Below are 14332 nucleotides of genomic sequence, written 5' to 3'. Positions count from 1 at the left end.
TTTAGCTATTTTCAAAAAAAAGGAAATGAAATTATATCTATATAAGCTTAAAGTTTTATTAGGTGGAAGAAAAGAGAAGGAGGATACAAATTAAAAAATAAAAACATTAAAAGGGTTTGATTTGAAAAATAGTATTTTAGGAATTTTAAGTGGATTTTGCACAACTTTAGTTTTAATAAGTAATTTAAAAGAAAGTGGAAATGGTTGAGGAGAGCTAAAAAAGGAGGTGTGGAGGTAGAAAATGATATAAATTTATTTTAAAAATAAAAGTTTGTTTTTTTGTAAGAGGTTGTGGTGCATATAAAATTTATTTTTATATATGCACGGAAAGAAATTATTTTTGTCCTATATAAATAAAATGTTGGACGCTACCTTCAAAATTATAAAGATTGATGAGTTCGTAATCTCCCCAAAATAATGGCTTAAATGGTTTAAATTTTTCTTTTAGTTCTTCAATATTATTTGTAAAATTAATATAAGTTGATTCCCCATTGATTCTTGGGCTAGATTTAACCTCCATCAAGCCATTTTCGCTAACATTTCCTGTGGTAAATTCTTGGTATGCTTTTGAAGTTATCATGGTTGCAAATATTATAGCTCCATCATTGCATAAATCATAAAATTCATTTATAGCTTGCTTAAAACTTTCATTTGGAAGATAATATAAACTTTGATTCGCAAAAATAAAATCCATTTTAACATTAAACAGATCTTTAAAACTAGAATTTGGAGTGATTACATGAAAATTTTCTGTAATTAATTTTGGATCATTTTTCCAAGTATTTTCTAAACTAGGAACTATGTCTAAGCCATATGCCCTAATACCCCCCCCCGTTATATCTTGAAAATATTTAGAATGAACACCATTTCCACATCCAAAATCAAGCAAATTTCCACTTGTTTTGTTTAGCTTATACTTTAAAATTCTTTCATAAAATCTAATAACATGTCCATCAGGATATTGTAGTCCGTATCCTTCATTGTCATATTTTTTTGTATATCCAGATAATGAATTATCCATTATTTCTCCTTTAAATTTTGATTTATAATTATACAGTAATTAATTATATTTTTCTTTTTTAAAAAAATTTACACAAAACAAAACCACAAAACTAAAAATCAATAAAATCAAACTATATATATGTGCAGTTGTAAAATCTAAATTCTCCATACTTTCATAAATAGCTATACTTGCGACTTTAGTTTCACCACTTAATGAACCTCCTATCATCAACACTATGCCAAATTCACCCATAGTATGAGCAAATGTAACAACCAAAGCACTTATTATAGCTGGTTTTATACTTGGCAAAATCACTCGAAAAAGAGTTTCTAGGAAACTTTTTCCCAAAGAATAACTAGCTTCTATAATGTTTTTTGGAATAGCCAACATAGCTGAATATAAAGGGTTAAACATAAAAGGCAAAGAATAAATACAACTAGCAATTACCAATCCTTCAAAAGTAAAAGCCAAAGATATACTAAAATTTTTCTCTAAAAATTCTCCTACTATGGAATATTTTGAAAATAAAATCAATAGATAAAAACCCATAACAGATGGAGGTAAAACTAAAGGTAGAGATATAAATGTTTCTAAAAAATTTTTAGCTTTAAAATTTTTAAAAGCAAAAAGCCAAGCAAGAAAAATACAAAATAAAAATAAAATCACACAAGTAATAAAAGATAATTTAATGGAAACCAAAAAAGGTTCCCAATCTATACTTTCTAAATTTTTCAACACTTTTTAGACCTTATTTTACTTTCCTAAATTTGGCTCCATTTCTATTATTTTCCATGGAAGTCCTTGAGTATTTAGCTCATCCATAAAAGATTTAGCATCAAATTCTTCCATATTAAACACACCTTGTTTATTCCAAATTCCTTTAGCTATGAGCTTCGTTCCTATCATAGCAGGAACTCCAGTAGTGTAGCTTACAGCTTGTGCACCTGTTTCTTTAAAACACTCTTCGTGATTACAAACATTATAGATATAAATTTGCTTATCTTTTCCATCTTTAATACCTCTTATAACACAACCTATATTTGTATATCCTTTTGTTCTAGATCCTAAACTAGCAGGATCAGGAAGTAAAGTCTTTAAAAATTCTATAGGAATTATTTCTACACCTTTATGCATTATAGGTTTAATACCAAGCATCCCAACATTTTCTAAACATTTCATATGAGTTAAATAACTTTGTCCAAAAGTCATAAAAAATCTTATTCTTTTTAAGCCTTTTATATTTTTTACCAAGCTTTCTAATTCTTCATGATAAAGCAAATAACTATCTTTTACTCCAACTTCTGGATAATCCCATTCCATTTTGATTTCCATAGGTTTTGTTTCTATCCATTTTCCATTTTCCCAGTATCTTCCATTAGCCGATACTTCTCTTAAATTTATTTCAGGATTAAAATTTGTAGCAAAAGCATAGCCATGATCTCCCGCATTGCAATCTAAGATATCTATATAATGAATTTCATCGAATAAATTTTGCTGTGCATAGGCACAAAATACATTAGTCACTCCAGGATCAAAACCACTTCCTAAAAGTCCTAAAATACCTGCTTCTTTAAATTTTTCATTTCTTGCCCATTGTTCTTTATATTCAAATTTAGCTAAATCAGGATGTTCATAATTTGCTGTATCTACATAATGAATTTTTGCTTTTATACAAGCATCCATTAAGCTTAAATCTTGATAAGGCAAAGCTACATTTAATAAAATTTGAGCACCAGTTTTTTTTATGAGCTCTACTACAGCATCAGTATCGTCAGCATCGATTTGTGCAGTTTGAATTTCAACTCCTAAACGTTCTTTTATAAATTTGGCTATTTCATCGCATTTACTTTTTGTTCTACTTGCTAAAGTTATTTTGCTAAATACCTCTGAATTCATAGCGCATTTTACGGTAGCTACTCTACTTACTCCGCCAGCTCCTATAATCAAAAGATTTTTCATCAACTTTCCTTTAAAATTCTAAAATTTTGTATTTATATTTTATATGTGCTAATTATATTTAGATTCTTTGAATTTACATTTAAGATTGTTGCCAAAATTTTACATTATATAAATTTTTAAGAATATTTTTAGATATATAATATTAATATTCACTATCAAAAATAACAACTCAAATTAGGTGATTAAAAATGAAAAAATTGTTTTTTATATTTTTGGCATTATTTTTTTATTCTTGTGCTGGTTTAAATACAAATATACCACTAAAAGAAAATCAAAATTTTTTTATTCTTAGAACATCTGATAATCAAAAAATTTCATTTAATGATTTTATTCATGATATTTCACAAAGTAATATTATTTTATTAGGTGAAAAACATGATAATATGTATCATAGAAATTCTGAAATTATGATTATCAAATCATTAGAGGGTAATTTAAGCCAAAATAATCAAAAACTAAATATAGCTTTTGAAATGTTTCCAACTTCTAATCAAGAAATTATAAATAAAGCTAAAATTCAAAAAGAAAATATCAAGGAAGAAAAGTTATCAAAAGCATTAAATTGGGATAAAACATGGGATTGGAAATCCTATAAGGATTTAATTAAATTAACATTTTACTCGAATACTAATATGATTGGTGCAAATTTATCTAAAGATGAAATTGCTCAAATTTATCAAGGAGCTCAACCCTTAAAAGGAAATTTATCTATTCAAAACAAAGTAAAACAAGAAATTAAAAAAATCATTTCTTCTTCTCATAAAATTGAGGATGAAAAACTTTTAGAAAAACTTACAGAAATTCAACAATTCAAAGATAGAAGAATGGCAGATGTCTTAGTCAATTCTAAAAATACAATTTTACTCGTAGCAGGAATGTTTCATGTTAGTAAAAAAATAGGTATCCCATTACATATAAAAGATTTTAAAAGCAAGAAAAAAATTTCAGTTGTAATCTTCAACACAGATCCAAAAAATATAGAACATCAAGATGGTGATTATGTTTTTGTTTTTGGAGATAATCAATAATGAAAAAATATAATTTATTTTATCTAACAATAATATTAGCAAATGCAATTTTAGGCGAAGAAATAGAGCTAGATACTTTAGAAATTTCTGGATCAAAAATTGAAAACAACGACAAACCTTTTGTCACTCCTGGAGCTGTGAGCACTAGAGATGATTTTGATACACAAAGTATAGATTCTGTCATCAGAAGCATACCTGGTGCTTATACCCAAGTAGATCAAGCACAAGGAGGAGTTTCTGTAAATATCAGAGGTATGACAGGACTTGGTAGGGCAAATACAAAAATAGATGGCGTAACTCAAACTTTTTTTGGTTCGGCAAGTGATGATAGTTTTCATGGTCAAATAGGAACTTCTAGTTTTAATACTTTAGTTGATAAAAATTTTTTAGTTAAAGTGGATGTGACTCGTGGATTTTTTAGTGGATCAAATGGATCAAATGCTTTAATGGGAACAGCAAATTTTAGAACTATTGGTGTAGATGATGTTGTTAGCGATGGCAATATTTTTGGATTTTTAGGAAAATACTCCTACGGGAGTAATGCTATAGGTCCTAATTTTATGGGAACAATAGCAGCTAAAACTTCACTTGATAATAATGCAAGTGTGGGAATGTTATTTGGGTATAGCGGTCAAAATGTATCTCAAAATTACAAAATTGGCGGAGGTGGATTTATAGGGGATCAAAAACCTCCTTTTGATAGCGATGGGGACGGAGTACCTGATTCAAATTTAAATCCTCCTATTAATCCAAGTAAATTATATAATCAACCAAGAAGCCAACTTTTAAAATTTGAATATGAAAATGACTTTAATAAATTTTTATTAACTTATAGAGCCTACGACAATAACATAGCAGGAAGAAAATTGGATAATAATACTTATCAATTAGATTATAGATATAATCCTGAAAATGATATCTTAGATTTAAATTTTTTATTTGCCTATAATGATGGGCGACAAAAATATAATAAAGGTAGCACTTGGGGTTATCATAATATGGAAGGAGTTATTACAAAAAACCGCGCTATAACTTTTGATTTAAGCAATACGATGAAAAAAGAAATTAGTGATAATTCTAATTTTGATTTTACCTATGGAGTGAATATTTTAAATAATAAATACGATAATAGTTTTCCACAAGAAAGAGTTTTATTGCCTTATATTTTAACAAGTTTTTATCCCAAAGGAAAACAAGAAATTAAAACATTTTATATTGATACAGATTACACAATAGATATTTTTAAGTTAAATACAAACATAAACTGGACCAATGCTAACCTTAGCGGATATAAAGGAGAATGTAGCGAAAATAATCCTTATTGCCAACCAAAAAATGCAACATATATTAATAAAGACTATAATAGTTTTAATTATTCTTTCATGTTGTCTGCTGATATCAATCCTTTATTTAATCCATTTATATCCTATTCTAAAAGTAGTAGAATTCCTAATGTCCAAGAATATTTTTTTACACATGATGCTTCTAAACAACACAATATGAATACTTTGTTAAAACAAGAAGATGCTTATACTTACCAAATCGGCTTTAATTCTTTTGCTCATAGTATTCTAAAAGACGAAGATACATTAGGTTTTAAACTGCTTTATTATAACACAGATGTAAAAAACTATATCTATAATCGAAGATATAAACTAAAAGCAGATGATAGTATTTTTGTAATGCAGTTAAATGATAATGAAAAAGCGAAATTTCATGGAGCTGAACTTGAATTTAAATATGATATGAGTCATTTTTATTTAAACCTATCCTATACTTATCAAAAATCAAAACACAAATTTTCAGACTCTGAGTCTTTAGAAAGCGGTGGGGCTCAATCAGGACAAAGTCAATTTGCACAATTACCAGAACACTATGCAAATCTTGATATTGGGATAAGAGCAGATGATAAATTGACAATAGGTAGCATCATTAAATACACAGGAAAAGCAAAAAGAATTGCACCTGTTGGAAGCTTAGATGATGATCCAAATAATCCAGATGCTATGGCTCCGCTTAAAAAAACTGATGATCTTCCAAAAATTCCTACAATAGTGGATCTATATATAGAATATAAGTTATTTAAAGATTTCAATATTAAAGCTGAAGTACAAAATTTATTTGATAAAGATTATATGGATGCTCTTTATGCCTATAATACAGGAGATAATCAAAACATAGGTGGATTATTTGATCCTGTATATGTTTATAATAATTCGGCTCGCGGTAGAACTTTTATCTTAAGTTTTGAGTATAAATATTAATGGAGAAGAAAATGAAAAAAATTAAAATATTTAGCTTGTTTTTATTATTGTGTATAAATTTTTTATACGCAAATGAAGGAAATATGAGTAATATTGCTCTAAATCCCAACGAAGTTAATTTAAACTTTGAAAATTTATATCTAAATGCTCATATAATTGTAAAATCTATAATTTGGATACTTGTTTTATTTTCCATAACTAGTTGGACAATTTTTATTTATAAAACAATTACCTATAAAAGATATATCAAGATATTAAAAAACGATGAAGAAATTTTACAAAAATATAATTTTTCTAATCTTGATTTTTCTAATAAAAGCATTATTTTAAATTTTTTTAAAGAAATAGATGATGAGCTAGAAAAAAGTGAAATAAAATCCAAATCACTAGAATACAGAATAAAGCAACGCTTAAAATTAAAAATCAATGCAATTATTTTAAATACAAAAAAAAGTATTTCTTTTTTAGCATCTATTAGTTCAAGTGCGCCTTTTATAGGATTGTTTGGGACAGTATGGGGCATAATGCATAGTTTTATTGATATAGCAAAAACCGAAAACACCAGTCTTAGTATTATTGCACCGGGCATAGCCGAAGCATTATTTGCTACTGCCTTAGGACTTGTTGTAGCTATACCTTCTGTTTTATTTTACAATTATCTATCAAGATTAAGTATTAGTTTCTCAAATGAACTAAATCAAAATGTATCTAAATTATATTTACTCTACAATAGAGAATTTTCAACCAAGGACAATTAATGCAATACATTGAAGAAGATAAAGAATTAAATGAGATCAATGTTACTCCTTTTATCGATATAATGCTAGTTTTACTCATTATTTTTATGGCTGTAACACCAATTGTAACCAATTCATTAAAAATAGAATTACCAAAAAGCTCTAAACAATCTGAAGAAAAACCTAAAAATCCAATTGTAGTTTATATTGATAAAAATGGAGAAATTGCAATTAATGACACTAAAACAACTCTAGAAAAGATAAATTCTATTATCAACGATAAAAGTAAAAATAATAAAGAAGAAATTATTTATTTTCATATAGACAAAGTGACACAATATGAGCAAATTATGCAAGTTATTGGCAAAGTTAGAGAAGAAGGATATGTCAAAATTGCATTAGTTTCACAAAAAGAACAATAAAATGAAAAGTCTAAGTTTTTGTTTATCGGTATCTTTTCATATAATCATTATTTTTTTTATATTTTTTTCTTCATCTTCTGATTATCAGACAACAGGGTTGAATTTAAAACAGGGAGATAAATTTGAATCTATCATGATAGTCTCTGAACTTCCTATAGGTGAAATCAAAAAATTAACAATAGATCGGCAAAAATCTTCCAATACTCAAAGCCATGTAGAAAAAAGTGAAAATTATGCTTTAGATTCAATAACTAATGCAAGCAAAGCAAAACTACAATCAAGCGAAAAAAAATCTTTTAAAATTTCTCAAAAAAACAATAATACACAAAATAATTCATCAAATAATGCAAACACTTTAAATAATTCAAAAGCACAAGAGCAAAATTTAAATGCGCCTTTAAAAAGTGAAGAAAAGACTACTCAAACTTTAATCACTGGCAATGCAAAAAAACAAATTCAAAGCTATCAAGCATTGCTAATGGCTCATTTATTAAAATTTCAAAAATATCCTCAACAAGCATTACTTGAAAAACAAGAAGGTAAAGTAAGTATAAAAGTTATGATTAATGAGAATGGAAATGTTATATTAAAAGATATTAAAAGATATTCTTCATACGCTATCTTAAATAATGAAGCACTTGATTTGGTTACTCGAGCTTCGCCTTTACCAAAACCACCAAAAGAAATGCTTAAAAATAGTGATAAAATTACATTTATTTTACCAATAAATTATAATATAAAAGAATTTTTAAATAGAAAATAATATTACACGCAAAGGATAAATTTGTTTAAATCGTTTTTTTTATCAAAACAATGGGCATTATGGGCTTATTTAGGTTTATTTTTGTTATTAGGTGCTTTATTGGCTCAAACATCTATTAATGTGGCTATCAATGAATGGTATAAGGATTTTTATGATGTTTTACAAAATGCTAAAAATCACAGTATTAACGATTTTTATCATTTTATTAAACAATTTTTATATCTTGCCTTGCCTTATGTGTTAATTGCTACTATAACTAAATATTTTGGTAGCATTTATGCATTCAAATGGCGCGAGGCTATGACTTTTGATTATATTAAATTTTGGCAAAAAAAAGATGATAATATAGAAGGTAGCTCTCAAAGAATTCAAGAAGATATTTATAATTTTTCAAAAATTATCGAAAGCCTAGGGCTTGCTTTTGTAAGAGCTCTAATGACCTTAATTGCTTTTATACCAATATTATGGATGCTTAGCGAGCATGTAAATTTGCCTATTTTAAAAGATATTAAAGGCTCTTTAGTATGGATAGCATTTTTAGTTTCTTTGGGGGGATTGGTTATATCTTGGTTTGTAGGTATTAAATTACCTGGACTTGAATATAACAATCAAAAAGCAGAAGCAGCATTTAGAAAAGAACTTGTATATGCTGAAGATGATAGAAAAAATTATGCAAGTGATGAAAGTATTTTAAATCTTTTTACAGGACTTAAAGTAAATTATAAAAGATTATTTTTACATTATGGATATTTTAATATATGGCTTTATTTATTTGAACAAATTATGGTTATAGTGCCTTTTTTAATTATGGCTCCAAGTTTGTTTTTAGGAGTCATACAACTTGGCATTATTATACAAGTAGGCAATGCCTTTGATCAAGTAAGAAGTTCTTTTAGTATCTTTATAACAAATTGGACAACTATCACTCAATTACGCAGTATTTATAAGCGTTTAGATGAATTTGAGCAAAACATTGATTATAGAAAATAAATTAATAGTTTTGATATATAAATTTTAATTTAATATAAAAGTAAAATTTTTTAAGCTAAAATTTTACTTTTGCTTGTGTATAATTAAATACTTTATTTCTCAACAAGGAGTTTCATTGGACCCCAGTCAACATTTAGATTTAAATCAAACTTTACCCGCAGTTGCCTCGCTTGATGTAGGCTATTCTACTTTTATGATTATCATAGCATTGGTTTTGGTGCTTTTAAATGGTTTTTTTGTTCTTTCTGAATTTAGCATTGTAAAAGTAAGAAGATCAAAACTTGAAGAAATGGTTAAAGAAAAAAAACCAAATGCAAAAAAAGCTTTAGATGTTACTTCTAAACTTGATACTTATCTTAGCGCTTGCCAACTAGGTATCACTTTAAGCTCACTTGCTCTTGGTTGGATAGGCGAACCTGCTATTGCTAAAATTCTTGAAATACCACTAACAAATTTAGGAATTACCCAAACATTAGTGCATACTATAGCTTTTATTATAGCATTTGCAACAATAACTTTACTTCATGTAGTTTTAGGAGAATTAGTACCAAAAAGCATAGCCATAACCATAGCTGATAAAGTAGTCTTATGGATAGCTAGACCTTTACATTTGTTTTGGTTGCTTTTCTTACCTTTCATTAAAACATTTGATTTTTTAGCAGCAATTTCTTTAAAAATTATAGGTATAAAACCTGTAAAAGAACATGAATTAACTCATTCTGAAGAAGAAATTAAATTCATAGCCAGTGAAAGTCAAAAAGGCGGTATTTTAGATGAATTTGAAACTGAAATCATACGCAATGCAGTTGATTTTTCAGATACCGTTGCAAAAGAAATTATGACTCCAAGAAAAGATATGATATGTCTTAACAAGCAAAAAAGTTATGAAGAAAATATGCAAGTAGTTTCAAAATACAAACATACTCGTTTTCCTTATATAGATGGTTCTAAAGATGTCATTTTAGGTATGGTACACATTAGAGATATCATGCAAAATGAATTTAATGGACGCAAAAAAAATCTTGATGATTTTTTAATTAAAATGATACTAGTTCCAGAAAATATCAGCATTTCAAAAATTTTATTTATGATGAATAAAGAGCAAGTTCATACTGCATTAGTCGTAGATGAATATGGCGGAACTGCTGGAATTTTGACTATGGAAGATATTATGGAAGAAATTATTGGCGATATCAATGATGAACATGATGATTCTAGTCCAAATTATAAAAAACTAGCAGAAAATATTTATGAATTTCAAGGTCGTTATGAAATTAGCGGTGTTGAAGAACTTCTAGATATTAATTTTAATGAAGAATTAGAACAAGTAACAATAGGTGGCTATGTATTTAATCTTCTTGGTAGATTACCAGTAGTTGGAGATAAAATAGATGATGAATTTTGTCACTATGAAGTTAAAAAAATGGATGGTAATAGCATAGCACGCATTAAAGTTGTACGCAAAAACAATATAGATGAAGAATAATTCTTCATCTATAAAAAACCTCTAAAAATCTACTTTTATTTAAAAACTTATCAATGAAAACCAATAATTAAAAAGAAATAATAAATTTTATAAAAGATTGTAAAAATATACATTATTGCTTTTTATTAATTTAAAAAATGAATCTGCATATTCTTATACTCCAATTATTTACATCAATGATAAATTTTTCTTTATATATGAAGAAGATTAAGCACAATAACAATATAGAAATAATATTCATAGAAGATGACAAACAATCACTTAATATTTATACTAGAAAAAGAGTTAAATTTAAAACAAATGTAGAAGAAATTCATAAAAAAGATAAAAAATTAATATCATTTTTGAAAATTTCTAAAAACAAAACCCTATAAAATGAAACTATGAAAATTATTAAAATATATAAGATTTTCATCGATTTCAACTAATTTAAAAAAAGAAGATTTATAAAAGAATCTGGATAAGCTTGCGATATCAATGAAAGTAAATATTAATTTAGCAAAATCAAAAAAAACACAAAAATCCAAGATGAAATTTTCATCTTGGATTGAAAAGATTATCCATTTCTTTTTTTGATAATCTCTTCTGAAACATTTTTAGGAACTTCATCATAATGATCAAATTCCATAGAATAAGTAGCCCTACCTTGAGTTTGACTTCTAAGATCGGTTGAGTAACCAAACATCTCAGCTAATGGACAAAACGCTGTAATGATTTTATTACCACCTCTTTCATCCATAGAATTTACCTGACCACGGCGTTTATTTAAATCACCGATTACATCACCCATATATTCTTCAGGAGTTTCAACTTCAACTTTCATCATAGGCTCAAGTATTACAGCACCTGCTTTTCTAGCACCTTCTTTAAATCCCATAGAAGCAGCAAGTTTAAATGCCATTTCAGAAGAATCAACTTCATGATAAGAACCATCATAAACAGTTACTTTTACATCTTCAACAGGATATCCAGCTAAAACACCATTTTGCAATGCTTCTTGTATACCTTTATCAACAGCTGGTATATACTCTTTTGGTATAACACCGCCTTTAATATCATTTACAAATTCATACCCACTACCTGGCTCAAGCGGTTCAAGTCTTAAGAATACATGACCATATTGACCTCTACCACCTGATTGTTTAGCATATTTGTATTCTTGCTCAACTGTTTTTCTAATAGTTTCACGATAAGCAACTTGAGGTTGTCCAACTTCAGCTTCTACTTTAAATTCTCTAAGCATACGATCAACAATGATTTCTAGGTGAAGCTCACCCATACCTGAAATGATAGTTTGACCACTTTCCTCATCAGTAGAAACTCTAAAGCTAGGATCTTCTTGTGCTAATTTATTTAGAGCAATAGACATTTTTTCTTGATCAGCTTTCGTTTTTGGTTCAACCGCAACAGAAATAACAGGATCAGGAAAATCCATTCTTTCTAAGATAACTCTATCTTTTTCACTAACCAAAGTATCGCCTGTTAAAGTATCTTTTAAACCAACGACTGCTCCAATTTCTCCAGCATATAAAGTCTTAATTTCTTCTCTTTTATTAGAGTGCATCTTTAAAAGACGACCAATTCTTTCTTTTTTATCTTTTGTAGAATTATACGCGTATGAACCACTTTCTAAGCTTCCTCTATAAACGCGCACGAAAGTTAATTGTCCAACAAAAGGATCTGTCATAATCTTAAATGCAAGTCCTGCGAATTCTCCATCATCAGTTGATTTTACAGAAACTTCTGTACCATCTTCATATTCACCTTTGATGTTTGCAACTTCATCTGGGGCTGGTAAATAAGCCACAACAGCATCAAGTAAAGGTTGAACACCTTTATTTTTAAATGCTGTTCCACAAAGCATAGGAACTATGCTTAAATTTAAACAACCTACTTTAATACCTGCTTTAATTTCCTCTTGAGTTAATTCTTCTCCGCCTAAATATTTTTCCATCAATTCATCAGATGTTTCCGAAACAGCTTCAACCATTTTAACACGATATTCTTGAGCTTTTTCTTGCAATTCAGCTGGAATTTCTTTTTCTACATAGTCAGTTGGCTTAGTATCATCTTCCCAAACTAAAGCCTTCATAGTAACTAAATCTATAACACCTTTAAATTCATCTTCAGCGCCTATTGGAATTTGAATTGGAACAGGATTAGCTTTTAATCTATTTTTAATTTGATCTTCAACATTGTAAAAATTTGCTCCGATTCTATCCATTTTATTTACAAATACTATTCTAGGAACACCATATTTATTTGCTTGTCTCCAAACTGTCTCGCTTTGAGGCTGAACACCACCAACAGAACAAAATACAGCCACAGCACCATCTAAAACACGCATAGATCTTTCAACTTCAATTGTAAAATCAACATGGCCTGGAGTATCTATAAGATTTATTTGATGATCCTTCCAAAAACAAGTTGTAGCAGCAGAAGTAATAGTTATACCTCTTTCTTTTTCTTGCTCCATCCAATCCATAGTAGCAGCACCATCATGAACTTCACCTATTTTATGACTCATACCAGTGAAAAATAAAATTCTTTCACTAGTAGTAGTTTTTCCTGCATCAATATGCGCTGCAATACCTATATTTCTAACTCTTTTTAAAGGAGTACTTCTTGACATACTTTCTCCTTATTACCAACGATAGTGAGCAAATGCTTTATTTGCTTCAGCCATTTTATATGTATCTTCTTTTTTCTTAAATGAAGCACCTTTACTATTTGCAGCATCTAATAACTCAGCTGCTAATTTTTCTATCATTGTTCTTTCGCTTCTTTTTCTAGCAAAAGATATAATCCATCTTATAGCTAAAGCTTGTTGTCTAGCCGGACGAACTTCAACTGGAACTTGATATGTAGCTCCACCGACACGGCGAGATTTAACTTCTAATAAAGGCTTTATATTTTCTATAGCGTCATTGAAAATTTCAATACCTTTTTTTTCGCCACCTTTTTTATCGATAGCCTCTAAAGCACCATACATTATAGTAGTAGCTGTACTTTTTTTACCATCATACATTAAAGAATTAATGAATTTTGTGATTACTTTGTTTCCATAAATCGGATCAGGCAAGACTTCTCTTACCGGAGCTTTTCTTCTTCTCATATTTTTTCCTTCAAATTTTATAATTTTACTCAAACAAAATCAAATCTAATGGATTTGTCTGTAATATTTATACTATTTAGCAGCTGCTTTAGGGCGTTTAGCGCCATATTTAGAACGAGAAACTGTTCTTTTTGCAACACCTGCAGTATCTAATGCACCACGAACGATGTGATACTTAACACCTGGTAAGTCTTTTACCCTACCACCTCTTACTAAAACAATACTATGTTCTTGTAAGTTATGACCTTCACCACCGATATAACTAATAACCTCAAAGCCACTTGTAAGTCTTACTTTGGCAACTTTTCTTAATGCTGAGTTTGGTTTTTTAGGGGTTGTAGTATAAACCCTAGTGCAAACCCCTCTTCTTTGTGGACAATTTTTAAGCGCTGGAGATTTAGATTTTTCTAAAACTTTTTTACGCTCTTTTCTAACCAATTGATTTATGGTTGGCACAGTAATTCCTTTCATTAATAAAATAATAAACTTCGAATGTTATCTAAATTTTACTTATAAAATTATAAACTATTGAATATTTTTAATTATATATAAGAATTATGATTAA

Annotated in this window: 14 protein-coding genes; 8 read left to right on the top strand and 6 right to left on the bottom strand. The window is 28.3% G+C overall.

The genetic code is table 11. From position 1 onward, the window contains the following. Nucleotides 1-334: 334 nt before the first annotated feature. Genes FPD38_RS04130 through FPD38_RS04120 form a run of 3 tightly spaced genes read right to left on the bottom strand, consistent with a single transcriptional unit; the run spans nt 335 to nt 2962 of the window. Nucleotides 335-1021 (bottom strand): class I SAM-dependent methyltransferase, encoded by a 687-nt coding sequence (locus FPD38_RS04130; protein WP_147555502.1) that lies wholly within the window; start codon nt 1019-1021, stop codon nt 335-337. Between the two features lie 39 nt (nt 1022-1060). Then, nucleotides 1061-1741, bottom strand: a complete 681-nt coding sequence (gene modB / locus FPD38_RS04125) for a molybdate ABC transporter permease subunit (protein ID WP_410002928.1) — start codon at nt 1739-1741, stop codon at nt 1061-1063. Between the two features lie 15 nt (nt 1742-1756). Then, a complete protein-coding gene (locus FPD38_RS04120; protein ID WP_147555501.1) occupies nt 1757-2962 on the bottom strand; it encodes a saccharopine dehydrogenase family protein in 1206 nt (401 codons plus the stop codon). Nucleotides 2963-3150: 188 nt separating this feature from the next. On the opposite strand from FPD38_RS04120, the gene FPD38_RS04115 reads away from it, so the two are divergent. The 8 genes from FPD38_RS04115 to FPD38_RS08150 all read left to right on the top strand — a co-directional run bounded on the left by FPD38_RS04115 (nt 3151) and on the right by FPD38_RS08150 (nt 11026). Next, nucleotides 3151-3990: a ChaN family lipoprotein gene (locus FPD38_RS04115; RefSeq protein WP_147555500.1), complete on the top strand. Its 840-nt coding sequence runs from the start codon at nt 3151-3153 to the stop codon at nt 3988-3990. Further along, nucleotides 3990-6254 carry a TonB-dependent receptor gene (locus FPD38_RS04110; RefSeq protein WP_147555499.1) on the top strand — a complete coding sequence of 755 codons (2265 nt, stop codon included), beginning with the start codon at nt 3990-3992 and terminating at the stop codon, nt 6252-6254. The genes FPD38_RS04115 and FPD38_RS04110 overlap by 1 nt, the downstream gene beginning before the upstream one ends. Nucleotides 6255-6265: 11 nt before the next feature. Beyond that, nucleotides 6266-7012 (top strand): MotA/TolQ/ExbB proton channel family protein, encoded by a 747-nt coding sequence (locus FPD38_RS04105; RefSeq protein WP_187153098.1) that lies wholly within the window; start codon nt 6266-6268, stop codon nt 7010-7012. Continuing rightward, nucleotides 7012-7413 (top strand): ExbD/TolR family protein, encoded by a 402-nt coding sequence (locus tag FPD38_RS04100; protein WP_147555497.1) that lies wholly within the window; start codon nt 7012-7014, stop codon nt 7411-7413. Before FPD38_RS04105 ends, FPD38_RS04100 begins: the two co-directional genes overlap by 1 nt. Nucleotide 7414: 1 nt before the next feature. After that, the gene (locus FPD38_RS04095) at nt 7415-8176 is read left to right on the top strand and encodes an energy transducer TonB (protein ID WP_147555496.1); all 762 of its coding nucleotides are present in this window, start codon (nt 7415-7417) and stop codon (nt 8174-8176) included. A gap of 15 nt (nt 8177-8191) precedes the next feature. Beyond that, a complete protein-coding gene (locus FPD38_RS04090) occupies nt 8192-9166 on the top strand; it encodes a putative transporter (RefSeq protein WP_410002930.1) in 975 nt (324 codons plus the stop codon). Between the two features lie 115 nt (nt 9167-9281). Beyond that, nucleotides 9282-10652 carry a hemolysin family protein gene (locus FPD38_RS04085; protein ID WP_147555494.1) on the top strand — a complete coding sequence of 457 codons (1371 nt, stop codon included), beginning with the start codon at nt 9282-9284 and terminating at the stop codon, nt 10650-10652. 197 nt (nt 10653-10849) lie between these two features. Beyond that, complete coding sequence (locus tag FPD38_RS08150; protein WP_187153097.1) at nt 10850-11026, top strand: hypothetical protein; 177 nt, start codon at nt 10850-10852, stop codon at nt 11024-11026. Nucleotides 11027-11208: 182 nt separating this feature from the next. Here the strand turns inward: FPD38_RS08150 and fusA are convergent, their stop codons facing one another. The 3 genes from fusA to rpsL all read right to left on the bottom strand — a co-directional run bounded on the left by fusA (nt 11209) and on the right by rpsL (nt 14223). Next, nucleotides 11209-13284, bottom strand: a complete 2076-nt coding sequence (gene fusA, locus FPD38_RS04080; protein ID WP_147555493.1) for an elongation factor G — start codon at nt 13282-13284, stop codon at nt 11209-11211. Between the two features lie 12 nt (nt 13285-13296). After that, on the bottom strand, nt 13297-13767 hold the full coding sequence (rpsG, locus tag FPD38_RS04075; protein ID WP_012661188.1) for a 30S ribosomal protein S7: 471 nt from the start codon (nt 13765-13767) through the stop codon (nt 13297-13299). Between the two features lie 72 nt (nt 13768-13839). Next, nucleotides 13840-14223, bottom strand: a complete 384-nt coding sequence (rpsL, locus tag FPD38_RS04070) for a 30S ribosomal protein S12 (RefSeq protein ID WP_012661187.1) — start codon at nt 14221-14223, stop codon at nt 13840-13842. Nucleotides 14224-14332: the final 109 nt, after the last annotated feature.

This window comes from Campylobacter volucris (assembly GCF_008011665.1).
GTDB classification, from domain to species: Bacteria; Campylobacterota; Campylobacteria; order Campylobacterales; family Campylobacteraceae; genus Campylobacter_D; species Campylobacter_D volucris_A.
The sequence above is the reverse complement of the archived record's forward strand: the minus strand, read 5'-3'. Positions and strand labels throughout refer to the sequence as shown.

Excerpts from the sequence above, each read along its gene's own strand:
- FPD38_RS04105 (WP_187153098.1), top strand. The coding sequence starts at position 6,266 with ATGAAAAAAATTAAAATATTTAGCTTGTTTTTATTATTGTGTATAAAT.
- FPD38_RS04120 (WP_147555501.1), bottom strand. The coding sequence starts at position 2,962 with ATGAAAAATCTTTTGATTATAGGAGCTGGCGGAGTAAGTAGAGTAGCT.
- fusA (WP_147555493.1), bottom strand. The coding sequence starts at position 13,284 with ATGTCAAGAAGTACTCCTTTAAAAAGAGTTAGAAATATAGGTATTGCA.
- FPD38_RS04100 (WP_147555497.1), top strand. The coding sequence starts at position 7,012 with ATGCAATACATTGAAGAAGATAAAGAATTAAATGAGATCAATGTTACT.
- FPD38_RS04130 (WP_147555502.1), bottom strand. The coding sequence starts at position 1,021 with ATGGATAATTCATTATCTGGATATACAAAAAAATATGACAATGAAGGA.
- rpsG (WP_012661188.1), bottom strand. The coding sequence starts at position 13,767 with ATGAGAAGAAGAAAAGCTCCGGTAAGAGAAGTCTTGCCTGATCCGATT.
- FPD38_RS08150 (WP_187153097.1), top strand. The coding sequence starts at position 10,850 with ATGAAGAAGATTAAGCACAATAACAATATAGAAATAATATTCATAGAA.
- FPD38_RS04110 (WP_147555499.1), top strand. The coding sequence starts at position 3,990 with ATGAAAAAATATAATTTATTTTATCTAACAATAATATTAGCAAATGCA.
- FPD38_RS04095 (WP_147555496.1), top strand. The coding sequence starts at position 7,415 with ATGAAAAGTCTAAGTTTTTGTTTATCGGTATCTTTTCATATAATCATT.
- FPD38_RS04115 (WP_147555500.1), top strand. The coding sequence starts at position 3,151 with ATGAAAAAATTGTTTTTTATATTTTTGGCATTATTTTTTTATTCTTGT.